Source organism: Pseudovibrio sp. SCP20 (genome assembly GCF_057774105.1).
In genome coordinates this window covers 299887-322542 of the sequence record NZ_JBYMDH010000001.1, presented here as the reverse complement: position 1 = coordinate 322542, position 22656 = coordinate 299887, and the positions used below count along the sequence as shown (strand labels likewise).

Annotated in this window: 23 protein-coding genes; 14 read left to right on the top strand and 9 right to left on the bottom strand. The window is 52.8% G+C overall.

The window, feature by feature from the left end; translation table 11 throughout:
- Positions 1-448: 448 nt before the first annotated feature.
- The 7 genes from dxs to AC3CB2_RS01445 all read left to right on the top strand — a co-directional run bounded on the left by dxs (position 449) and on the right by AC3CB2_RS01445 (position 6476).
- Positions 449-2350, top strand: coding sequence for a 1-deoxy-D-xylulose-5-phosphate synthase (gene dxs, locus AC3CB2_RS01475; protein ID WP_008549556.1), 1902 nt, complete (start codon positions 449-451; stop codon positions 2348-2350).
- Between the two features lie 162 nt (positions 2351-2512).
- Positions 2513-3868 (top strand): MFS transporter, encoded by a 1356-nt coding sequence (locus tag AC3CB2_RS01470; RefSeq protein ID WP_352931351.1) that lies wholly within the window; start codon positions 2513-2515, stop codon positions 3866-3868.
- 38 nt (positions 3869-3906) lie between these two features.
- Positions 3907-4320 carry a hypothetical protein gene (locus tag AC3CB2_RS01465; protein WP_037036970.1) on the top strand — a complete coding sequence of 138 codons (414 nt, stop codon included), beginning with the start codon at positions 3907-3909 and terminating at the stop codon, positions 4318-4320.
- Between the two features lie 87 nt (positions 4321-4407).
- On the top strand, positions 4408-4881 hold the full coding sequence (locus tag AC3CB2_RS01460; protein ID WP_208982312.1) for a copper chaperone PCu(A)C: 474 nt from the start codon (positions 4408-4410) through the stop codon (positions 4879-4881).
- 29 nt (positions 4882-4910) lie between these two features.
- Complete coding sequence (locus tag AC3CB2_RS01455) at positions 4911-5513, top strand: SCO family protein (protein WP_008549517.1); 603 nt, start codon at positions 4911-4913, stop codon at positions 5511-5513.
- A 50-nt stretch (positions 5514-5563) separates the two neighbouring features.
- Complete coding sequence (locus AC3CB2_RS01450) at positions 5564-5710, top strand: hypothetical protein (RefSeq protein WP_162097434.1); 147 nt, start codon at positions 5564-5566, stop codon at positions 5708-5710.
- Between the two features lie 34 nt (positions 5711-5744).
- Positions 5745-6476, top strand: coding sequence for a TlyA family RNA methyltransferase (locus AC3CB2_RS01445; protein ID WP_352931355.1), 732 nt, complete (start codon positions 5745-5747; stop codon positions 6474-6476).
- Positions 6477-6540: 64 nt separating this feature from the next.
- Here AC3CB2_RS01445 and AC3CB2_RS01440 read toward each other — a convergent pair whose 3' ends face one another.
- Positions 6541-8607, bottom strand: a complete 2067-nt coding sequence (locus AC3CB2_RS01440) for a methyl-accepting chemotaxis protein (protein WP_352931357.1) — start codon at positions 8605-8607, stop codon at positions 6541-6543.
- A gap of 357 nt (positions 8608-8964) precedes the next feature.
- Here AC3CB2_RS01440 and AC3CB2_RS01435 point away from each other — a divergent pair, with 357 nt between their 5' ends.
- From AC3CB2_RS01435 to AC3CB2_RS01425, 3 genes are all read left to right on the top strand, one after another.
- Complete coding sequence (locus AC3CB2_RS01435; RefSeq protein ID WP_352931359.1) at positions 8965-10230, top strand: class I SAM-dependent RNA methyltransferase; 1266 nt, start codon at positions 8965-8967, stop codon at positions 10228-10230.
- Positions 10231-10383: 153 nt separating this feature from the next.
- Positions 10384-10707 carry a hypothetical protein gene (locus AC3CB2_RS01430; protein ID WP_075700524.1) on the top strand — a complete coding sequence of 108 codons (324 nt, stop codon included), beginning with the start codon at positions 10384-10386 and terminating at the stop codon, positions 10705-10707.
- 53 nt (positions 10708-10760) lie between these two features.
- Entirely contained in the window at positions 10761-11051 is a 291-nt protein-coding gene (locus AC3CB2_RS01425; RefSeq protein WP_352931361.1) for a DUF1330 domain-containing protein, read from the top strand.
- Between the two features lie 28 nt (positions 11052-11079).
- Here AC3CB2_RS01425 and AC3CB2_RS01420 read toward each other — a convergent pair whose 3' ends face one another.
- From AC3CB2_RS01420 to fabI, 6 genes are all read right to left on the bottom strand, one after another.
- Positions 11080-11817, bottom strand: coding sequence for a class I SAM-dependent methyltransferase (locus AC3CB2_RS01420; protein WP_008549847.1), 738 nt, complete (start codon positions 11815-11817; stop codon positions 11080-11082).
- A gap of 155 nt (positions 11818-11972) precedes the next feature.
- Positions 11973-12521 (bottom strand): hypothetical protein, encoded by a 549-nt coding sequence (locus tag AC3CB2_RS01415; RefSeq protein WP_352931363.1) that lies wholly within the window; start codon positions 12519-12521, stop codon positions 11973-11975.
- Between the two features lie 40 nt (positions 12522-12561).
- A complete protein-coding gene (gene ribB / locus AC3CB2_RS01410) occupies positions 12562-13881 on the bottom strand; it encodes a 3,4-dihydroxy-2-butanone-4-phosphate synthase (RefSeq protein ID WP_008549825.1) in 1320 nt (439 codons plus the stop codon).
- An 814-nt stretch (positions 13882-14695) separates the two neighbouring features.
- A complete protein-coding gene (gene aroC / locus AC3CB2_RS01405; protein WP_008549804.1) occupies positions 14696-15787 on the bottom strand; it encodes a chorismate synthase in 1092 nt (363 codons plus the stop codon).
- A gap of 180 nt (positions 15788-15967) precedes the next feature.
- A complete protein-coding gene (locus tag AC3CB2_RS01400; protein WP_014284387.1) occupies positions 15968-16594 on the bottom strand; it encodes a histidine phosphatase family protein in 627 nt (208 codons plus the stop codon).
- 198 nt (positions 16595-16792) lie between these two features.
- Positions 16793-17605: an enoyl-ACP reductase FabI gene (gene fabI / locus AC3CB2_RS01395; RefSeq protein WP_008549566.1), complete on the bottom strand. Its 813-nt coding sequence runs from the start codon at positions 17603-17605 to the stop codon at positions 16793-16795.
- A gap of 174 nt (positions 17606-17779) precedes the next feature.
- On the opposite strand from fabI, the gene AC3CB2_RS01390 reads away from it, so the two are divergent.
- Positions 17780-19192, top strand: a complete 1413-nt coding sequence (locus AC3CB2_RS01390) for an FAD-binding oxidoreductase (RefSeq protein ID WP_352931366.1) — start codon at positions 17780-17782, stop codon at positions 19190-19192.
- A 5-nt stretch (positions 19193-19197) separates the two neighbouring features.
- On the opposite strand, the gene fabG is transcribed toward AC3CB2_RS01390, so the two are convergent.
- Both fabG and AC3CB2_RS01380 read right to left on the bottom strand, forming a co-directional pair.
- On the bottom strand, positions 19198-19968 hold the full coding sequence (fabG, locus tag AC3CB2_RS01385; protein ID WP_352931368.1) for a 3-oxoacyl-ACP reductase FabG: 771 nt from the start codon (positions 19966-19968) through the stop codon (positions 19198-19200).
- A gap of 50 nt (positions 19969-20018) precedes the next feature.
- The gene (locus AC3CB2_RS01380; protein WP_352931370.1) at positions 20019-20786 is read right to left on the bottom strand and encodes an SOS response-associated peptidase; all 768 of its coding nucleotides are present in this window, start codon (positions 20784-20786) and stop codon (positions 20019-20021) included.
- Positions 20787-20872: 86 nt separating this feature from the next.
- Here AC3CB2_RS01380 and AC3CB2_RS01375 point away from each other — a divergent pair, with 86 nt between their 5' ends.
- The 3 genes from AC3CB2_RS01375 (at position 20873) to AC3CB2_RS01365 (ending at position 22456) form a co-directional block, all read left to right on the top strand.
- On the top strand, positions 20873-21382 hold the full coding sequence (locus tag AC3CB2_RS01375; protein ID WP_054784490.1) for a hypothetical protein: 510 nt from the start codon (positions 20873-20875) through the stop codon (positions 21380-21382).
- Entirely contained in the window at positions 21379-21792 is a 414-nt protein-coding gene (locus AC3CB2_RS01370) for an NUDIX hydrolase (RefSeq protein WP_352931372.1), read from the top strand. Before AC3CB2_RS01375 ends, AC3CB2_RS01370 begins: the two co-directional genes overlap by 4 nt.
- Positions 21793-21976: 184 nt before the next feature.
- Positions 21977-22456, top strand: a complete 480-nt coding sequence (locus AC3CB2_RS01365) for a TIGR02301 family protein (RefSeq protein ID WP_352931374.1) — start codon at positions 21977-21979, stop codon at positions 22454-22456.
- Positions 22457-22656 lie beyond the last annotated feature (200 nt).

The window sequence follows — 22656 nt, the reverse complement described above, 5'->3', positions numbered from 1 at the left end:
TATTACCGACCGGACGGTCTAGTTTAAATTGGTAAGTATTCTTCATTTATCGCGGGTTATTGGCACAGACAAAAAAAAGGGGGCTACGAAAACCGTAGCCCCAAGTCGATCACTGTGCACGTGGCCCCATCGACCACACATTCGACATAGGACGTTTCGTCGCAGATTGCATCACCCCATGGGGTGACAAAAGCGCAATTTGTACTAGCAAATGAAAAAAAATACGTTCTCATCCCCTATTGACAGGGGATTCTTAGGGACATCCCTACAAAAGGACCTAGCATAAAAGATCAATTATTCATGACAGGCAATTGCACAGTGGGCAGCCTTGCTATAATCGTGATCAATTACGGAAGACACTTGTCCCGGCCATAATTTGGAACATATACCATGGTCGGTTCCATAGGTGTTAAGCTGCCAGATAGTCAAAAGACTCAAGAAGACCCAGATGTCCCTGCTAGATCAAATTCATAATCCATCTGATCTCAAAAAGGTCCCGGAAGACCGCCTTCAACAAGTTGCTGAAGAGCTGCGTGAGGAGATGGTTGATGCTGTTTCTGTCACCGGGGGCCATTTAGGGGCCGGATTGGGTGTTGTTGAGCTAACTGTTGCGCTCCACCACGTCTTCGATACGCCCAAAGACCGCCTGATCTGGGATGTGGGGCACCAATGTTACCCACATAAGATCCTGACTGACCGCAAACAACGTATACGTACCTTGCGCCAGGACGGTGGGTTGAGTGGATTCACCAAGCGTTCTGAGAGTGAGTATGACCCATTTGGTGCGGGCCACTCCTCTACTTCTATTTCTGCCGGTCTCGGTATGGCTGTTGCCCGCGATCTTGCTGGTGGCGACAACAATGTGATTGCCGTTATTGGTGATGGCGCGATGTCAGCTGGCATGGCTTATGAGGCCATGAACAACGCTGGTGCATTGAACTCCCGTCTGATCGTTATTTTGAACGACAACGATATGTCGATTGCTCCGCCAGTTGGCGCTCTTTCCGCGAGCCTTGCACGTCTTGTTTCCGGCAAGACCTACACAGGCTTCCGCGAAGCGGCCAAGCAGGTGGCGAGCGCGCTTCCAAAACCGTTGCAGGAGAAAGCAGCGCAGGCTGAAGAGTTTGCACGCAGCTTCTTTACGGGTGGTACTCTGTTTGAGGAGCTTGGCTTTTATTATGTTGGCCCGGTTGATGGACACAACCTTGACCACCTGTTGCCAGTACTGAAAAACGTTCGTGATGCCAAAGAAGGTCCAATCCTTGTTCACGTGGTGACCCAAAAGGGTAAGGGCTATCTGCCAGCTGAGAACGCCAGCAACAAGTACCATGCGGTTGCCAAGTTTGATGTTGTGACTGGTGAGCAGTCCAAGCCAAAACCAAACGCTCCGTCCTACACTCGCGTCTTCGCCAATGCGTTGATTGAAGAAGCGAACAAAGATGAGAAGATCGTTGGTATCACCGCAGCAATGCCAGATGGTACTGGTCTGGACGTGTTTGAAAAGGTTCACCCAACCCGTATGTTCGACGTGGGCATCGCTGAACAGCATGCAGTGACGTTCGCAGCGGGTATGGCTTCAGAAGGCTACAAGCCGTTCTGTGCGATTTATTCCACTTTCCTTCAACGTGGCTACGATCAGGTTGTCCATGATGTAGCGATCCAGAAGTTACCAGTGCGCTTCCCGATTGACCGTGCGGGTCTCGTAGGCGCTGACGGCGCGACGCATGCTGGTTCCTTTGACACTGCTTTCCTCTCCTGTCTACCGGGCATGGTTGTCATGTCTCCGGGCGATGAGGCTGAGTTGGTGCATATGGTTTCCACGGCTGCAGCTTATGATGAAGGCCCGATTGCCTTCCGCTACCCACGCGGTGAAGGCATTGGCATTGATTTGCCAGAGATTGGAACTCCACTGGAGATCGGCAAAGGCCGCATCGTGAAAGAGGGCTCTCGCGTTGCTCTGGTTTCCTTGGGCGGTCGCCTGCAGGAAGCGCTTAAGGCAGCGGATACTCTTGATGCAGCTGGTCTCTCCACCACGGTGGCAGATGCACGCTTTGCCAAGCCGCTCGATACCGACATGATTGGCCGCCTTGCGAAAGAGCATGACGTGCTGATTACCATCGAAGAGGGCTCCATCGGAGGCTTCGGCAGTCAGGTGCTGCAGTTCCTTTCTGACAATGGCTTGCTGGATGGCTCACTCAAGGTACGCAGCATGATCCTGCCGGATGCTTTCCAGGACCACGCGAAGCCGGAAGCCATGTACAAAGATGCAGGACTAGACGCATCAGGGATTGTACATCGCGTCTTTGAAACCCTTGGTAAAGCTGAGGATTTGCCGTTAAGGCTTGTTTAGAACTACTCATTTTTGTTCATAACTCAGCGAAAAAGATAATTGAGGGGCAGCTTCGGCTGCCCTTCTTATTTTCTTTTTGCACATGGCATGTAATGTGACTCCAGTTTTACATTGTTGGCTGGTACGCGCATGATCCTGCTGCTTGCAACTTTTGCGTCCTTAATGTTGTCTACGGCCCTCATTCTTGCAGGGCATGGACTTTCCTCGACGCTTATCCCCCTCAGAGCTGATTTAGCCGGGTTCGGAGACCTCCAGATCGGTCTGATCTCGTCCAGTTTTTACATCGGTTTTGTGATCGGGTGTGTGTTTGGCCCGTTCCTGATCCTACGAGCTGGTCATATTCGTGCGTTTGCTGCGCTGGTATCGTTGATGTCTGGTGCAGCCCTGTTGCACCCGATCCTTCTGGATCCGCTGGCGTGGGCGCTGTTTCGCGTCATTACCGGTTTGTGTTTTGCCGGTATCTTGCTGGTTGTCGAAAGCTGGTTGAATGACCAGGCAACCAACGAGAACCGCGGCACAGTGATGTCGCTCTACATCATCTGCTATCTGGGTGCGACCATGGGTGGCCAGCTGATGGTTGTTGGTTTTGACATCAGCACTTTCGTACCCTTTGCGATTGCGTCCATCTTTGTCAGCATCGCAGTGGTTCCAGTCGCACTTACCAAAGCGGTACAGCCAGCGCCGATTACGCTGGTGCGGTTCCGCCCGATCAATCTCTATCAGACGTCAGCTGTGGCGCTGATTGGTTGTTTGCTCATCGGCCTCGCCAACAGCTCCATGTGGGCGCTTGCACCTCTGTACGCCAAGCAGATTGGTTACAGCACCAACGAAGCGGCCTACTTTGCTGCCGCAATCGTTTTGGGTGGCGCGATCACGCAGTGGCCGATAGGTCGTCTATCAGACCGTATGGATCGTCGTATCATCATCTTGCTGCTCGGGTTCACTGCTGCTGCAGCATCCCTGCTGCTCTTTATCCTTGAGAGCGGGAACTTTTGGGGAACTTTCACCATCTTCCTGATGCTGGGCATGGCCAGTCAGCCGACCTATGCGATTGTTGCTGCGCACGCCTTCGACTATGTGGAAGCTGAAGACTACGTTGAGACGTCCTCCGGCGTGCTGATGTCGAACGGAATCGGCTCAATGATCGGCCCTACCCTTGCAGCTGGCTTGATGTACAGTATCGGTCCGGAAGGGCTATTTGTCTGGGTCGCGCTTGTTGAAGTGGCCTTGGCGCTCTTCGTTATCAGTCGCCTGTTCATCCGTCCTGCCGATGAGGCTCTGGAGAAGACAGACTTCGAATACGGAGCAACTTCCAACATGGGTGCCGTGCTTACACCTGATCCGCTAGATATCGAAGATCCTTACGTTATTCCGCCTGAAGAGTTCCCTGCCTATGAACAGGAAGAGGAGGAAGAACCATCAGAAGAAACGGATGATTTGCCAAATCGCAATGATGAGGGTGAGAATCCGCCTACAACTGATGAGACTCAGGATAATTCCAGATTCCCTTCTGGCTAAGTGTAGACACACTCGACGGAAGCAACTAAGAAAGACCCATGGTCAAGCCGCGTAATACATTACATGTACTCAGAAGCGAGCGACACCCGCTTGTCTTGCTTGCCAGCGTTGCGATGCTGGCCCGAGTACTGCTGCTTGTCCTGAGTTTTTCCGGCGCAACGGCTGATCCTTCTGCTGCTGCGCTCATGCAATTGTGTGCCCCTTCAGGGGGCTCGCATATTGCCAAGATCGAAGGCTCGACTCATACCGAAAATCCGCTGGGAATAGGCTGCGATTGCACGTACATGTGCCCGCATACGTCCAAGCAGGCGACTTATTTTTCGATAGAGCCCGAGAACTGGCAGAGCCCTACCCTCGTGGTTGTCGGTTCTCTCTCCCTTGAAAGTGCTCTAGGAAATGTAAAAAGCCTCCGCGGTCATAATTTCCTCATCCGGGCTCCTCCAGTCGTCTAGTTTTTCTTTTCCGATCAACAAAACCTGATTTGACTGTCCTCTACTGCCTATATTTACAGGTAGAGAGCTATTCCTTGGATGGAAATTATGAAAACACGTGCTCTTCTTGTTGCAGCAGCTCTTGTTGCGTTCACCGGTTCTGCTGCTCTTGCGGAAAGCATTCAGCATGGCAACCTGACAATCAAAGATGCCTGGACACGCGCTACCCCACCAAAAGCAAAAGGTGGCGGAGCATTTGTGACCATCACCAACAATGGCAGCGAAGACGCGCGCCTGACCGGTGCAGTGTCCAACTATGCCAAGCGCACTGAAATTCACGAGATGGCCGTGAATGATGGCGTCATGAAAATGCGCAAGCTCGACGAAGGCGTTGTTATCCCAGCAGGCGAAACCCTTGAGCTGAAGCCTGGTAGCTACCACGTGATGTTCATGGGCCTGAACCAGCCATTCAAAATGGGCGAAGAGCTCAATGTTACTCTGGAATTCGAAAAAGCCGGTCCAGTAGACGTAACTTTCCCAGTTATGAAGATGGGTGCCAAGTCCGGCAAAATGCACCACTAACCAATTGAACTGTGCACGGGTGGAATAAGATGAACGTTGCGAAAACAATTCGATATGGAGCGTGGGCTGCTGTTGCCGTTCTCGTTGCCGCAGTTTCTGCTGTGACGGTAATGAAGTTTGTACAGGACGACGTGCCTCAGGCCGCGACTGTGCAGATTGGCGGTCCGTTTGAGCTGGTTGATGGCAAAGGTCAGGTCTTTACCGACAAGAACCTCAATGGCAAACCAACCTTGATGTTCTTCGGCTTCACGTACTGTCCTGATGTGTGCCCAACAACCCTTTCTGACATGCAGGGTTGGATTGAGAATCTGGGCCCTAAGGCGGACGATCTGAACTTCGTTTTCGTCAGCGTTGATCCTGAACGCGATACACCAGACGTGATTGCAGATTATGTTGCAGCGTTTGACACTCGCGTTGTTCCACTGACTGGCTCCGTCGACCAGGTTAAAAAAGTCGTCAAAGACTACCGCGTATATGCGAGAAAAGTACCTCTGGATGACGGTGACTACACCATGGACCACACTGCAGCGGTTTACATGCTGAATGGTGATTTGGATTTCGTGGGAACCATCAGCTATCAGGAACCAGAAGAAACAGCACTTCCTAAAATCAGAAAGTTGCTTGGTAGCTAAGATAAGTTTAGGGTGTCTGAGAGTTCAGGCACCCTTTTTTGGATGAAGATATGAAAGATCATGCAGCTCTCTATGCAGGCACAGCCGCCATTGGACTACTGCTGATCGCGGCCACTGCATTCCTTTGGATGCGCTATGGCAATTTGCTTTTCTCTGACAAACTGTTAAATGCACTGGCTGGTTGCTTCGGCTTATAAGCTGAGCTTTCTGAGTTTCCCAGTCAGGTGACATATGCGGCTTGATCAATACCTCGTCGAACATGGCTATTTTAAAACACGTGCCCGGGCACGTGATGCGATCTTGCGCAATACGATTATGGTGGACGGCAGTCCTGCGAAGAAGCCATCTCAGAAGGTTATTGGTACCCCGCAAGTCTCCATTGATGATCCTGCCTCTGCTTATGTTTCTCGCGCCGCTCTGAAGCTCATCAAAGGGCTGGAGCATTTCGCACTCGATCCTGCTGATAAGATCTGTCTGGACATCGGGGCCTCAACTGGCGGCTTTACTCAGGTTCTGTTGGAGCACGATGCGAAGGTGGTGCATGCGATTGATGTGGGCCATGATCAGCTGGCTGAGAAGATCTCCAATGATCCGCGCGTGATCCGCAAAGACGGGCTGAATGCGCGGGAGCTCACCCTTGAGCATCTTGAAGGACAGCATCCGGAGTTTCTGGTTTCTGACGTGAGTTTCATCTCGTTGAAGCTTGCCCTTCCTCCTGCTTTGGAACTGGCTGCTGATGGAGCTGTTGGCGTGTTCCTTGTTAAGCCGCAGTTTGAAGCTGGGCGTGAGCGGATTGGTAAAGGTGGTCTTGTTTCAGAAGAGATTGCACAAGAAATCTCCGTTGAGCTGCAAGAGTGGATGAACGACCAACCCGGTTGGTCAGTTCTGGGAATTACCACCTCCCCCATCAAAGGTGGAGACGGGAATGTTGAGTACCTGATAGCTTGCCGGAAGCAATCGTAGCTCACATTCTGAAAGCCTCTCTCACACCTGAATGGTCCGAGAGAGGCTGTTGTTTTCTTCTGGCTTAAGCACGCAGTTGGGAGACGAACCCTTCGACGCGACCTTTAAGCTCATCAGCAAGTTCAGTCAGGTCTACAGACGCCTTCTTCACGCTGGAGGCCGAGGTACTGGTGTCTTCGGCTGCCTTTTCGATGTCATTCACATTGGCAAAGACTTCTCTGGTTCCGTTGGACGCCAGCTCTGCACTACGGGCAATCTCGCTTGTGGCGACACCCTGCTCTTCAACAGCGGCAGCAATGTTGGATGCCACTTCATCCAGTTCGCTGATCGTCTTAGAAATGCCGGCAATCTCATCAACCGCACCTTGTGTGGCTTCCTGAACGCTGCTGATTTGCTCAGCAATGCTTTGGGTGGCCCGGCCTGTTTGGTTGGCGAGGTCTTTCACCTCGTTGGCCACAACAGCAAAGCCTTTGCCAGATTCACCGGCACGGGCCGCCTCAATGGTGGCGTTGAGTGCAAGAAGGTTGGTCTGATCAGCAATGGCGTTGATAATGTCGATCACCTCACCGATTTTGAGCACAGCTTCGGACAGACCACGAACCGTCACGTTGGTTTGTTCTGACTTGGAAACCGCCACAGCAACAGTTCTGGAGGCCAGATCAACCTGAACGCCAATCTCGCGAATGGAGGCCGTCAGTTCTTCTGCTGCGGAACTGACGGTTTGTACGTTGACCGATGTCGCTTCGGCTGCGCTTGCTCCAGCTTGCGCGCGGGATTGGGCTTTGTTGGCTGCTGGTTCCAGAACATCTGCATGAGACTTCATATCGGATGCTGCTGAGGAAACCGTTTCGACAACGCTGCCGACACTCTTTTCAAAGTCGGTGACGATCTTTGTTCGGGTCGCCTTTTCAGCTGCGATGCGTTTGGCTTCCTGCTCCTTCTTGTCCGCCTCCATCTCTTTGACTTTGATCGCATTGTCTTTGAAGACGCGCACAGCGGTGATCATGTCGGAGATCTCATCTTTCTGACGACGCTCCAGAATTTCAGCTTCCAGATTGCCTGATGCCAGTTCTCCCATAACATGGGTGAGTGAGGAAATCGGCTTGCTCAGAGAGTTGGCGAAGATCCATGCGCCAAGAGCTGCCAGCACTGCAAGCACTGCGCCCAGAACAGAAACCAGCGAGAACATGTGGTTTGATGCTTCAAGGATCTTGCTGCGCGGGATGGTGATGACCAGTAGCCAAGGTTTTTCCGTTTTCGCAATGCTGATCGGAACACCAACCTGCAGCATCTCTACGCCTCGGACTGAGGTGTTCGGAAGAATGCTGGTGTACTTTGAGCTTAGCGGCTCCAGAACAGCCTCCGAGAACCCTGCGGAGCTGGCAGATTTTGTTACAAGCTCACTATCAGGGTGGGAGACGATGGTGCCGGAGGAGCTGACCAAGGTGAGGTATCCCTCTTCATAGGGGCGCATCTCGTTCAGTCTTTCCTGAATGGCAGAGAGTGCGATGTCTACACCGGCAACACCATCTCTTGCGCCAAACCCATCCACCGGCACAACAAGGGATGTGATGAGAGTTTCAACACCGCCGACTGAATAGGTGTACGGCTCCAGAATGACTTCTGTTCCGCTTCGTTGAGCGAGCAGGTAGTAGTCCCCTGCCCCATCCTTGTCGTAGTCAACAAGTGCTTCGCGGTCGATCTGGCCACCGGAACGGAACCAGTACGGGATGAACCGTCCGGTTTTGTCGTGATACGGCTTGCCTGCAAAGTCCTGATCCTTGCCGTCAAATGCATCCGGCTCCCAGGCTGCCCAACTGCCGATCAACTGGCTGTTGCTTTGAAGGACGCTTTTCAGGATGTCAGCAGAAGCAACGCGGTCTGCGCTCTCGCTCTTTCTGAGCACATCAAGGGAGTTTGCTGTGTTTCTGACCACTGCGAAGGATTGGTCCAGTTCAGCTTTAACAGCTGCAGCGCTTTCCTTTGCAATTTCGTTGGAGAGCTTAATCGCTTGCTCTTCAATCACACCAGCACTGATGAACAGGACGGAGCCCGACGAGGCAATCATCGATACCAGCGCAATCACAACAACCCAAAATGTCAGTTTCCCTTTTAATTTCATGGACGGCATCGAAAACTCCTGCTGAACATTGCCGATATTTTTATTGGGAAGTTTGCAGCTCTAGACTGTATGTCTTCATGCATGCAACTCGCATTCAGCTGGGAAATCGATCAAATAAGAAAACAAAAAGTTTATTTTTGAGAGCATTTTAAAAGCATCAGTAGATTCATCTGAAAAACAGAAAAGAAAAAGCTTATCGAGGTGCCTCTACGTCGATTTTCCACATTACCCTTGCGTCACACAGCAAGATTTCCTCTAGATTAGATGCAAGAGATAGAATCGACTCTCGCTGGCTCAGACGCGGATCGCTGAACTTCATGAGATCAAGCATTGCATGTGTCCCTGCAGCGCTGTAAACGCAGTGCCATGTCTAAGAAGCCTGAAGCCACTGTAGAAACCCTTCGTGTCGCCCGCCTTGCCCATAAAGGAGATGGCGTTGTTGAGAGCGAAGCCGGACAGATCTTTATTCCCTATACCCTTGAAGGCGAGCTTGTGAGCGCCAAGGTGCAGGGACCACGTGCGGAACTGAAAGAAGTTATCGAGCCAAGTGCGCATCGAGTTGCGCCGGTGTGTAAGCATTACGGCACATGTGGTGGCTGTTCGCTGCAGCATATGGATGAGGCTTCCTACAAAGATTTCAAGAGACAGCAAGTGGTTGACGCCCTTGCCTCCCGCGGCATCGAGAGCGCGGTTGAGGATGTTATTGTCTGCGACAAGGGTAGTCGCCGTCGTGCCGTGTTTGCGGCGGTTAAGGCAGGACATAAAGTTCTGTTTGGCTATCACACTGCAAAGTCCAATCGTCTCGTGGACATTGAAGAATGTCCGGTGATTGCACCCGAAATCATGAAGGCCGTGCCGGGCCTGCGCAGACTTGCAGGAGAGGTGCTGCCGCGCAAAGGTGAGCTGAAGTTCACCGTGACCACCACGCAGAGCGGTCTTGATGTGGCGATTACTGGCCTTGGCAAGAACAAGGACAAGCATTACCTGCAGCTCTCTCAGGGAGCTGTTGAGAATGACCTTGCTCGATTGACCGTTGATGGCGAGACAATCATCGAGATCCGTCCTCCTCTGCTGGATATGAGCGGTGTGGCCGTTCCAATCCCTGCTGGTGGCTTTATTCAGGCGGCTCTTAGTGCAGAAAACACCATGGGTGATCTGCTTGCAGAAGGCCTTAAGGGCTGCAAGCGTGTAGCGGATCTTTTCTGCGGTGCTGGAACGCTCACGTTCAAGATTGGTCAGTTTGCCAATGTGCATGCGGTGGAGGGAGAGGCTTCCTCTTTGAAAGCCCTTGATCTGGGTCTGCGTCGTGCCAAGGGGCTTAAGAAGGTTACCACTGAGCGCCGTGATCTGTTCCGCCGCCCTATCGTTGCCAAGGAACTGGACAACTTCGGTAAGGGCTATGACGGCGTTGTGTTTGATCCGCCGCGTGCTGGTGCACTTGCACAGGCGCAAGAGTTGGCTAAGTCTCCAGTGAAGAAGATCGTTGCTGTTTCCTGTAGCCCTGCCAGCTTTGCCCGCGACATGCGTGAGTTGCTGGACGGTGGCTATGAGATCAAACGCGTGGTGCCGATTGATCAGTTCCTCTACTCCCCTCATGTGGAAGTGGTTGCGCTGCTGGAGCGCAGCGCTTAAGCGCTTTTTTGTGAAGGCGGCGGGTTACCTACAGTTTGCCGTCTTCCCTGAATTTTGATTACCTCCCCTCCCATTGAAAGCACGTGTTACCGAAGCTTCACGACCTGTGCGTATACTTTGCCGCGTTGGTAACGTGAACGGGTGGTCGAGCTATTGATCAAGGGCCTTTCGGTTTTTGCTGCTATCATTTGCATTGTACTGGGCCTGCTGACGGTGTGGACCCCTATTCCAACGGGTGTGCCTTTGCTTGCCTTAGGTGCTGTGCTGTTGATTGCCAGTAGTCGCCGATTTGCGAAGTTTGTGCGACGGCACCGGAAGAACTTTATCTGGCTCAATCAGGCTCTGCATTGGATTGAAGTGCGATCCAGCGGGCGGTTCAAGAAGATCATCAGACGAACGCGCCCGCGCTATTTCAAGAAGCGTCAGGGCAAAGGGCAGTCTTCACCTAAAGATAATGGTACTAAGTCTGCCGCGTAATTTTACAGCACAACCAAATCAGATAGGCTCTTTTCCAGTTACAGGAGAAGTGTATGCCAGCTTACGTCATTGTTGATACAAAAATTGAAGATCCCATCGCCTACGAGGATTACAAGGCTCAGGCACGTCCGATTGCGGAAAGCTATGGTGGTGTTTACCGGGCCCGTGGTGGTGATATGGATGTGATCGAGAGCGATCTATGGACGCCGCACCGGCTGGTTATTGTTGAGTTTCCCAGCATGGAGAAAGCGCAGGCTTTTCTTAGCAGCCCAGAGTATGCCCCTGTTGCCAAGATCCGTCATGGTGCTGCCAAGTGCAGCCTGACCATTATTGATGGCATCTGATTGACTGGTGGCTAATCGGTAATGCCGACTAGTTGCTCAGACCGCCGCTGACGATGATGTAAGGTGCAGCATCGTTGAGGTTCAGAGCGGACCAATCACCATAGGAGGCTGTTGCGTGCAGGCCGACAGCTTCCAGCAGATGGCGGATATGGTCGCGGTGCACGAAGCGGCGCATGTTGTTCTTTGAGTAATGCTGACCATCACTGTCGTAGTGGGTCTGCATATGGACAAGGCCGTTTTTGTCTGGTCCGGACGTATCCTGCCACAGCGATACGCGCTGCCCTGCTACCGAGCGTACCATGGTTGGTTTGCTCTTCTGGCCCCACTTCTCCCAAGGACGCGACTTCGGGTTTTCCATGCCGAATGCGAATTTGCCAGTTGGTTTGAGGTGGGAAGCGATGGTCTGGAGGACAAGGATCTGATCGGTGTTGGTAGCGAAGGCCTGGAAAGCGTTTCCGGTGATAATGATGCGGTCGAATTTCTGATTGAGGTGAACCGTTCGGGCATCTGCCTCTAACCATGTCACTGCATCTGTACGCTTCACAGCTTGTGCGATTTTCTTCGGATTTCGGTCGACCCCAACAACGTTTACGTCCTGCTGCGAGAGAGCGTTGGACAGCGCTCCTGTACCGCAGGCGATTTGCAAAACGCTACCGCCTGGTGTGCAGGCAAAGTTGAACAGGTAATCATCATCAGCTCCCCAATCTTTGTCCAGACTAGTAAAGCTGCAGGTGTTGCTCTCCATATCCGTGCGATTTAGCTGCATGATCATTGCCTTCCGGGTCCTGTCCTTCCTAATAAAAGTTAGGTTAAGAGTGTTAACGTCTTGTAACAGGATAGGCGGATTTACGGCTAAACGAAGATTTATGAGGTATTTAATCTGCCTAATGATTGTTTATAGATCTGTGTTGCAGATAAACATCATGCTCCTCGCCAGAACTGTCTAGTTCTTTGCAGCAGGATCTCAGGGTCACATGCGAGCAAATGCAAATCCACTTCAAGTACTGGCGTATTCGACTTGGCTTGCTTCAATCGCCAGTTCTTTCGCATGGCCAATCGGGTCAGGGATTGCGGCTCTTTTTGAACGAAGCACTCTTCTAACGGGCGGTTGAACTGGATACGCAACTGGTTGAATTCCATCGTGCGAACAGCAGTTGTGTAGATGGACAGTTCGGAGATGGCTGACCAGCGCACAACACCAAGGCGTTCCAGATACAGGCCGGTGTCATTGGCCGCCATTTGAGGACGTTTGTCTATAAACGGGTAATGCCAGTAAACGCTCAGGAAGACGGGAAGTGAGGCCAGTGCCGGGATGAGTGACCCGCTGACGATGCCGGTTCCCAGCAAGGCAGCGCCAAGGAGGAGGCTGCCATAGACGACAGGTTCCCCTGTGCCCTTTTTGTATCCCAGTGTGAATGGTTCAGCCGAGCTTTGCTCTTCCTGCCATGGGTCAAGATCAAACTGAGACATGCCCCCGCCACTCTCCATATTGCGCCGGGGGCTAAGCTTGTTAGTCCGCCGGGGTTTCCGTTGCTTCCACTTTCAGGCCAAAGCCTTCAAGGCCAACATAGTGGCGCTCCCGTGAAGCGATAACGCGGATGGAGTTTGCACCCAGATCTTTCAGGATCTGCGCACCAAGGCCAACTTCGCGCCAGTCTTCAGAGCGGCCCTGTGCAGACTCATGCTGCTCATTTTCAGCCGCTTCCAGACCATCGCGATGACGGTTGGACTTGCTGGCAACGCCTACCGCACCTTCACGCAGGTAAACAATAATGCCTCGGCCTCTTTCCGCAAAGTCTTCCATGATTGCTTCCAGAGGTTTGGTTTGCCCAAAAACGTCATCGAGAACGTTTTCCAGATGCAATCTGACAGGAATATCCTGACCATCGCGGATGTCGCCGTAAACCAGCGCCAAGTGGCCAACATTGTCGAACGGAGTAGAATACACGATGGCACGTGCCTTGCCCGCTGTGGTGTCTACGTCGAACTCATCGATACGGCTGACGAGGTTTTCGTGACGCTGGCGCCATGCGATCAGATCCGCAACGGAGACCATCTTTAGGTTATGCTCTTTTGCAAAAGCTTCCACCTGTTCACCGCGCTTTACGGTGCCGTCGTCGTTGACCAGCTCACTGATCACGCCAACTTCCGGCAGGCCGGTCAGCTTACATAGGTCAACCGCCGCTTCGGTGTGGCCGGAGCGCATGAGGACGCCGCCCTCTTTGGCGACCAGCGGGAAGATGTGGCCTGGGCGGACGAAGTCAGCCGCGCCGGCGTTTGGATTGGCAAGACCGCGAACGGTGGCACAGCGCTGTTCTGCGGAGATGCCTGTGGTCAGGCCTGGAGCGTAATCGACGGAAACGGTGAAGGCGGTTGCCAGTGGAGCGTCGTTGTTGGCGACCATAGGCTCAAGGTGCAGGCGCTTAGCTTCTTTCAGCGTCATCGGAGCACAGACGATGCCAGAGGTATGGCGAATGATGAACGCCATCTGTTCCGGGGTGATCATGTTGGCCGCTACAATGAGATCGCCTTCGTTTTCACGATCGTCATCGTCGGTCACAACAACCATCTCGCCGTTTTCGAACGCGCGCAGGGCTTCGGCTACTCTTGTTTGAGACACGACGTACTCCTTGTTTTCTTTTAGTCCGAGAAAATCGTTAGGGGTCACCTGATGGCCCGTCGCCTCAGCGATCTTCTGGGCCATCTCCCGAGAAATCCATGCGCTTGGGTCGTTGCACAGTGCGGTTACAGATGCAGGAGACAAACCAGCACGACGTGCAAATGCACTTCTGCTTTCACCATTGTCTTCCAGCCATTCAGTCAAGCGCATAATCCTAGCCCCTTGGCCTTGCAATTTTCAGTGATACTGAAATCGCGCTTTTAAACTCGGAAATCAAGGGGCAAATGGAAAAAAGCTTACCGCTTTCTACCTAGGTCGTATGCAAGTGCTCTGTTGAGGTGAATAAACGGTTTGCAGCTTTGTGTATCTGCGCTGAGCCAGGCTCCCTCACCCTGCCTACCTCTTGATGCAACCGAACAAGCACCAATAGCACCACATGGCATCCCATGCAGTGGTGAAGCTAGAATTCCCGAAGGTCGGGAGGGGCAAGGCCGCAGGCAATACCTGCGCATTGAGTTAGTAATAGAGTCTTCGGCATTGGCTACGCGCCTTGCCCGGGCATTTTGGTATGGCCAACATCGCCTCTTATCCTGAAAGACATGATAGCCGGTTTCCCGGAAGGATAGTGGCTTTGCTCAGATAAGTTTCCGTATCCGAACAGGTCCGCTACCCCTGACATGTGCTGCTCTGACCAGCAAATGCCACTGCGTGATGCCCTTCAGGCTTGGGCCCTTCCTCTCAGACCATGCAGTCACGCCTGAAAATCGGTGCCACCGGACCACCAGAAGATGCGTTACCTCTCCTGACAGCCCCACCCAGCCCACGACACGCTGACGGACGGTCCGCCAGCTGCCCGTCACGTGGGCATGGGATTAGTATGAGCGCATAACTGAGCGAGGGGGATAAGATTTTTTCACCATCACACGTCTCAGGGCCATCTTGCATAAGCGCGGGGAGCAACAAAAAAGGCGCCGGTTTTGCCAGCGCCTTTCAATCAGAATGAAATCAGAGGTTGAGATTCATTTTAGCGCTCACCGCACTGACCTCTGTCGCGCAGGACGTGATCGGCCAGAACGCACGCCATCATGGCTTCACCAACTGGTACTGCACGAATGCCAACGCACGGGTCGTGACGGCCCTTGGTCATCACGTCCACCTCTTCCCCACTGCGGGTGATGGATTTGCGTGGTGTGAGGATGGAAGAGGTTGGCTTCACTGCAAAGCGAACCACCACTGGCGCGCCAGAAGAGATGCCACCGAGGACACCGCCAGCCTGATTGGAGAGGAACTCCGGCTTGCCATCTTCGCCCATGCGCATTTCGTCAGCGTTTTCTTCGCCAGTAAGGCAAGCCGCTTCAAAGCCATTGCCGATCTCAACGCCCTTCACAGCGTTGATGGACATCATGGCGGATGCCAGATCCTGATCGAGCTTGCCGTAAAGTGGTGCACCCAGACCGACTGGAACATGCTCCGCAACCACTTCGATCACAGCGCCAATGGAAGAGCCATCTTTGCGGATACCATCGAGGTACTCTTCAAAGAACTTTGCTGCTTCTGCATCCGGGCAAAAGAACGGGTTGTTGTGAACCTCGTTCCAATCCCAGTTGTCACGATTGATCTTGTGCGGGCCCATCTGCACCAGAGCACCACGGATCAGGATGTTTGGAATGACTTTGCGAGCAAGACCGCCAGCTGCAACGCGCGCTGCGGTTTCGCGAGCGGAGGAACGACCACCACCACGGTAATCACGGATGCCGTACTTTGCATCATAAGCATAGTCAGCATGGCCCGGACGGTAGCGCTCTTTGATCTCAGAATAGTCTTTAGAGCGCTGGTCGGTGTTCTCAATCATCAGGGAGATGGGTGTGCCGGTCGTGCGCTGCACGCCGTCTTCATCCACCATTACACCAGAGAGAATTTTCACCTGATCCGGCTCACGGCGCTGGGTCGTAAACTTGTTTTGTCCCGGCTTGCGCTGGTCCAGATACACCTGAATCTCTTCTGCTGTAATTGGGAGCAGAGGCGGACAACCATCGACAACGCAGCCAAGCGCTGGTCCGTGGCTCTCGCCCCAAGTCGTTACGCGAAACAGATGACCAAAGGTGTTGTGGGACATGTTCTAGTGGTTCACTTTTAGAGCATGAGCACGCCCACATTCGTCGACTCTCTTCAATCGAACGGAACGTACTCTGGAAATTAAAGTGGTTTTAGGAGGGTTCTCGCAAGAGGTCAATTGAGAGCCTTGCAGCACTTGCGTCAATTTCCCAAAAGAACAGGCAGATTTTGAGCTTGTTCTTCAGATCCAGGCTTCTGATCCATCGCGCCAGAGCAGGAACTGATCCTGCGGGGTGTCCAGATCTGGGATTTCGGCTGGAGCATAACCGCAGAGCAGGCCGCGCAAGACGCGCATGACCACGCCGTGGGCGACGATAATCATGGGGTCTTTCTGCTCGGACATCCATTCGGCGATGCGGTCAGAGACCATTTTGTAGCTCTCCCCTTCCGGGTGAACGTAACCCCATTTGTCTTCACGGCGCATGCGGATGACTTCGGGACGTTCAACCATCATTTCAGGAACTGTCATTCCCTCCACGTTGCCAAAGGTGATCTCGCGCAGGCGCTCGTCAACTTTGTAGTCGTTGGGATCCAAGCCCATTTCTTTGCGCAGGATCTCCATGGTCTCGCGTGCGCGGATCATCGGGGAGCAGACAAAGATGAAATCATCAGGGGTTTTGCCGAGATCGACGAGGAAGTCTTTCATCACCATGCCATTGCGACGGGCCTGCTTGCGGCCAGTGTCGTTGAGCGGGATATCCTGACCGCCCTGCATGCGCCCTTCCAGGTTCCAGTCGGTTTGTCCGTGACGCACATAAAGCAGCGGAGTTGGTGTTATCTTCGCGAGGGGCATCAACGAACCTGTCATTCCATGGGCCTTTGGCAATAGTTTAGTCGGCAACCGATTTGTAACGGCTTCTTACGAGGTAGATGTGTCATTCCTCATTGAGAGACAACAGTTATGCACACATTCTTGATTAAAGTCATACGTGGCTTTACCGGCTCCCTGAACGCAAAAAAGGCGCCCCGAAGAGCGCCTTTTCTCAAACTGATAAGCTTTGATCGCTTAGACGACGGAGATGTCCGGAGCGTCAACCGCCTTCATGCCGATCACGTGGTAGCCGCTGTCAACGTGGTGAGTTTCACCGGTGACGGAGCGGGACAGATCGGATGTGAGGTAAAGCGCAGAATTTCCGACATCATCGATGGAGACGGTTTCACGCAGTGGTGCGTTGTACTCGTTCCATTTGAGGATGTAGCGGAAGTCGCCGATACCAGCTGCTGCCAGTGTTTTGATCGGGCCAGCAGAGATCGCATTGACGCGGATCTTCTTTGGACCAAGATCAACTGCGAGGTACTTCACGCTTGCTTCCAATGCAGCCTTTGCAACGCCCATGACGTTGTAGTTTGGCATAACCTTCTCAGCACCGTAGTAGGTGAGAGTTACAATGGAACCGCCTTCGGTCATCAACTTCTCTGCACGGCGGGCAACGGATGCCAGCGAGTAGCAGGAGATCTGCATTGTCTTTGCAAAGTTGTCAGCGCTGGTGTCCAGATAACGACCAGTCAGCTCTTCTTTGTCAGAGAAAGCGATCGCATGAATGACGAAGTCAATCTTGCCCCATTTTTGCTCTAGAACTTCAAATGCTGCATCAATGCTTGCTTCGTTCGTAACGTCGCAATCACCTACAACAAGTGCATCGAGCTTCTCTGCTAATGGTTCAACGCGCTTCTTCAGCGCTTCACCCTGATAGGTGAGTGCGATTTCAGCTCCGGCATCGTGTAGTGCTGTCGCAATACCCCAAGCGATGGACCGATTGTTGGCCAGTCCCATGATGAGACCACGTTTGCCGGCCATCAATCCTTGCGCTTCTGCCATGTTTTTCTCCTGAGTGAATATCACTTTATCTGGCGAACAGATTAAAAATGCTATGGCACACTGTTCATTTGGCTTCAAGCCATCGAAAAAAGTCCAATCAGACATGGACGTGTTCTTGCGCTCCCATTATCTGATAGTGAAAGCCAGATCAACTTCCAACACTGCGACAGAAAAATGACTATTCCAAATTTGGTGAACGCGTTTGAGAGCATTATCGGGGCCGCACATGTGCTTGTCAGCGACAGCGACAAAGCCCCTTTTCTCGTTGAGTGGAGAGACAAGTTCAAAGGGGCCACACCCATGGTCTTGCGGCCCGGTTCCACTGCCGAGGTTGCAGAGTGTGTGAAGCTTGCGGCACAGCATGACCTGAAGGTGGTTCCGCAGGGAGGAAACACTGGTTTGGTGGGGGGCCAAATCCCCAATCCAGATGGCAGTGAAATCGTGCTATCCCTTTCTAGATTAAATAAAATTCGCCACATCGACCCTGAAGGGTATACGATGGTTGTAGATGCAGGGATCACATTACAAGCCATCCATGATGCGGCTGAAAAACATGATCGTTTGTTTCCTTTGACGCTCGCTTCGCAAGGCTCCTGTGAGATCGGCGGCAACATTGCAACCAACGCCGGTGGTACCGCTGTATTGTCCTACGGGAACACCCGCGACCTCGTTCTCGGGCTGGAAGTTGTGCTCGCAAATGGTGAGGTCTGGGAGGGACTTCGGACCCTTCGCAAAGACAATACTGGTTACGATTTGAAACAAATATTTATCGGCTCAGAGGGCACTTTGGGAATCATTACGGGTGCTAGCCTCAAATTATACCCAGCCCCGGCGTCAGTCGAGGTTGCTCTGGTCGCGCTAGATTCGCCTGCGAAGGCCCTCTCCCTGTTTTCATTGGCAAAAAGCCACGCGGGGAACATGCTCACTGGCTTTGAACTAATGCCGCAATCGGGCATGCAGTTTGTATGTGAGCATATGGAGCAGTCCCGCTATCCGTTCGAGGAGCAGCATCCGTGGTATGTGCTCATCGAGATCTCTGCGGGCACCAAGGACATCGACATTGCCAGCCTGACAGAGACCATCTTCACCGAAGCGTTTGAAGCTGACTTGTTGCGGGATGGACTGCTGGCGCAAAGCAAGGCGCAGGCTGCTGACTTCTGGCGGCTGCGGCATGGTCTGTCAGAGGCGCAGAAGTTTGAGGGTGGCTCCATCAAGCATGACGTCTCTGTTCCTGTCGCGAAGGTGCCGGAGTTTCTGGAAGAAGCGATTGCGGCTGTTAAAGAGGCCGTACCGGGATGTCGTCCTGTACCATTCGGGCATATGGGCGATGGCAACATCCACTTTAACATCACGCAGCCAAAGGGCGCCGATAAGGCTGAGTACCTTGCCAAGTGGGATGATGTGAACCGCGTGGTGCATGGCATTGTTGCCAGCTACAACGGCTCCATCTCTGCAGAGCATGGCATTGGCATCTTGAAACGGGATCTGCTGGCTGAAGTGAAGAGCGCAACTGAGATGAACATGATGCGCTCTATTAAAGCAGCGCTTGACCCAACCAACATGTTCAATCCGGGGCGCGTGCTCTAACAATATTAGTCAGGTGCTTCCAATCCTTCCGGGAGCACCTGTCCTCCGTCGACGACGATCTGCTGGCCAGTGATGTAAGAGGCTTCATCGCTGGCGAGGAACAGAACTGCGCTGGCCACTTCGCGCGGGGCGCCCAGTCGTCCGAGTGGGACCATCTGGCCCATCTTCTTTAAATAGCCATCTCCGAGATCATCGAGTGCTTCTGTCTTCACATTGCCGGGCAGCACCGCGTTGATGGTGATGTTATGTGGTGCCAGTTCCAGCGCAGCGGTGCGCATGAAGCCGAGTTGGCCTGCTTTTGATGCTGCATAATGGGACCAGCCGGGATCACCGGTTACAGGGCCGGTGATGGATGAGGTCAGGATGATCCGTCCCTGCCCTGTCTCTTTCATATGTGGAAGCGCTGCTTTGGTGCAGTAGAATGCGGAGCGCAGGTTGGTGTTTTGCACCAGCTCCCATTGCTCGGGCTCCATTTCCTCAATGCTTTGCTTTGGGAAGATGCCAGCGTTGGCGCAGATGATATCCAGTCCAGCTTGTTTGACTGTTTCATCCACGGTGCTTTTAACGGCATCCCAGTCCGTCACATCACATTGGAGAAACTGTCCTGCCCCGCCGATCAAAGCGAGCTCCTTCACCGCATTGGCACCGGCTTCCTCTCCGCGGGCGGCGATGGTGACAAAGGCACCGGCACGAGCAAAGGCCAGAGAGATGCCAAGGCCGATCCCCTTGGAACCGCCGGTGACGATGACAGACTTCCCTTTTAGCGATGCAAGCATCCTCAGTCCTTCCAGATCATTCATGTGAGACTGAGTATGTTGAGCAGAGCCTAAAACAAATCTAACTGACCGCTGTTTCCTGAAGAGCCACCAGCAGCCTTTTTCCGTGGTTTGGGTTTTGCGGCTGGTTGGGGTGGCTGAGGTGGGACGGTGATGACCTCACGATCCCACAAAGACGGATCATCATTTGCCACGCTGTTGACGCGCGTGGACACCGGAGTGGCAATCAGGAGACCTTCATCCACAGGTTGCAGCAATTTAACTGCGTCTCTGGACATCACAGTTCCGTTACTCAACCAGTCATTAAAGTGCTCTTGAGGGATGATTGCAGGCATACGATGATGGATTGGCTTTACCGTATTGTTGGCCTCAACCGTGATTACAGCAGCGGTATCAATGTCTCCGCCATCCGGATGGGAGTAGGTTTCCCACAGGCCAGCGAAGGCTAAAAGGCGGCCATCTGCTGGCGCGATCCAGTAGGGCTGCTTTGCCGCACCTTTGCGTTGCCACTCGTAAAAACCGTTTGCAGGGATCAGACATCTGCGGTGACGAACGGCGGCACGAAACGAGGGTTTCTCTTCCAAAGTCTCTGCTCTGGCGTTGAGCAAAAGCGTGAAACTTGCGGGGTCTTTGACCCATGAAGGCACGAGGCCCCAACGCGCTAACCCAAAGTGGCGCCCACCATTTTCGTGTTTTACGAGTGCAATTGGCTGAGTCGGTGCTATGTTGTATCTCGGTGGAAAGTTGGGCTGTTCGATGTATTCAAACAACGCTTTGACTTCTTCCGGAGACGCTGACAGGCTATATCTACCACACATGCAGATTACTCTGTTCACATTTTAGTAAAATTGCAACCAATCGAGAGATAGGTTCCGCGCGACAGATAGGAAGCTGGGAGGCTGCAATGGATATGTACTGCGATAAAATTGGCATAGGAGATCTTTCTCCTGAGCTTTTGACGCATGCAAACATCAATCCATCCACGGGCCTTGCAACTGACTATCTCAACCATTTCAATGAAGTGGTCATGCTTCTTGAAATGCTTCCTGACATTCCCGATTGCGCAGAAGATGTTCTGGCATGGGAACCGGCAGACTATATCACACATTTCAGTGCCTCTAAGTTTTCAGCAAAAGAACTGGCTATTCGCGCGTATGGAGCTGTTGAAGAACGGCTGCGCAACGCGCTTGAGAAATGTATTGCCGAGATTGATCAGGAAGTGATCTCACTTCAAAAGATGCTTGGCTCAGCTGAAGTCACAGGTGAACTGCTGCAAATCGTTCAGGATAAGGCCGTTACCGTCATCAGACCGCTGCTTTCACAGGCAGGGTCTATCATCCATGGTCACTTGCCGGATGAGACAATCAGCACTGAGGAAAGCACTCAAGCGGATGTCGACGCCCTGTTTTCATGAGCAAGAAAATATCTCCGGAATACATCGAGGCAACCAGCGTTGCCTGTGTCCAGAACAATAAAGTGTTGCTCGTTAAGCGAGCTCAATCCCCGTCCAAAGGCCTCTGGAGTTTTCCAGGTGGCAAGGTTATGGCCAGCGAAAGCCTTGAAGAGGCGGCGCAGCGAGAGTTTAAAGAAGAGACCTCTCTGGTTGCAACTGACCTGAAAACATGGACGGTGTCCTACCCCTCCCCTGAAGACAGCAAGGTGCAGTATCGCATTCATGTTTTCACCTGCAGTCAGGTGGAAGGTGAAGAGAAGGCGAGCTCTGATGCGTCCGAGCTGGGCTGGTACACATGGGAAGATTCCATGAACCTGCCTTTGGCCCCAGGAATGCAACAGCACATTCTAAACCTTCTAAGATGCAGTTAGAGCTTGCGCGTATTCTTGTCCGAAAACCGGAACCACTTTTCGGGAATACGCTGTCACATCTTTCTACCAGCGCTAGTTGCAACAAGGGAAAACAGGAAATCCCCAAGGTTCCATAGTGGACAGAGCGCGGGGAGACCGCCATCCTTACAGAATCTGAAGCAACCAGCATGCTGTGAGATGTGGCTTGACTGAACTTGCAAAACGTAAAGCCTGGATGCGGTCCTGTGTGGCCCCTGCTCGGTCTCTTGGCCGTGGGGTTTGTGCTGGCCTGATGCTTTTAAGTATTGCCGCGGCGCCCAGCGCGTTTGCACAAAGTTCACCACAATCTCCGGGCAAGCCAGCTCAGCCAGAGTTGAAAGAGCCGCCTTATGAGCAGCAGCTCATCCGCCTTTCAGAAATTCTGGGTGCGCTTCATTATCTACGCCCGCTCTGCGGCCATGACGAAGCCGATGAATGGCGCCAGCGCATGTACTCTTTGCTGGGTGCAGAGGTGCAAAACGAGCTGCGCCGCAGACGGCTTGTTGAGCGGTTTAATCAGAGCTATCGGGGATTCGCCTCGGTCTATCAAACCTGCACTCCAGCGGCGATTGAGGCCTCTCGCAGATTCGCGAACGAAGGTGTAATTATCACCCAAGAAGTCACGGGTAAGTACAGCCGCGATTGATAAAAAAGCCGGTTGCAACCATTTTCCACAGACAATTATTGCGTGTTTTTTGGATAACTCGGCTTTGCCACAAATATTAACCATAACTTACAGAAGCTCTGGACGAGTTTACCAAAACATCAGTGAGTCGGTTGTTCCTGCCGTTTCGCGTGTTAACGTCCGTTTAACAGATAAGGCATGCGACGCTTCATTTGTTTTCG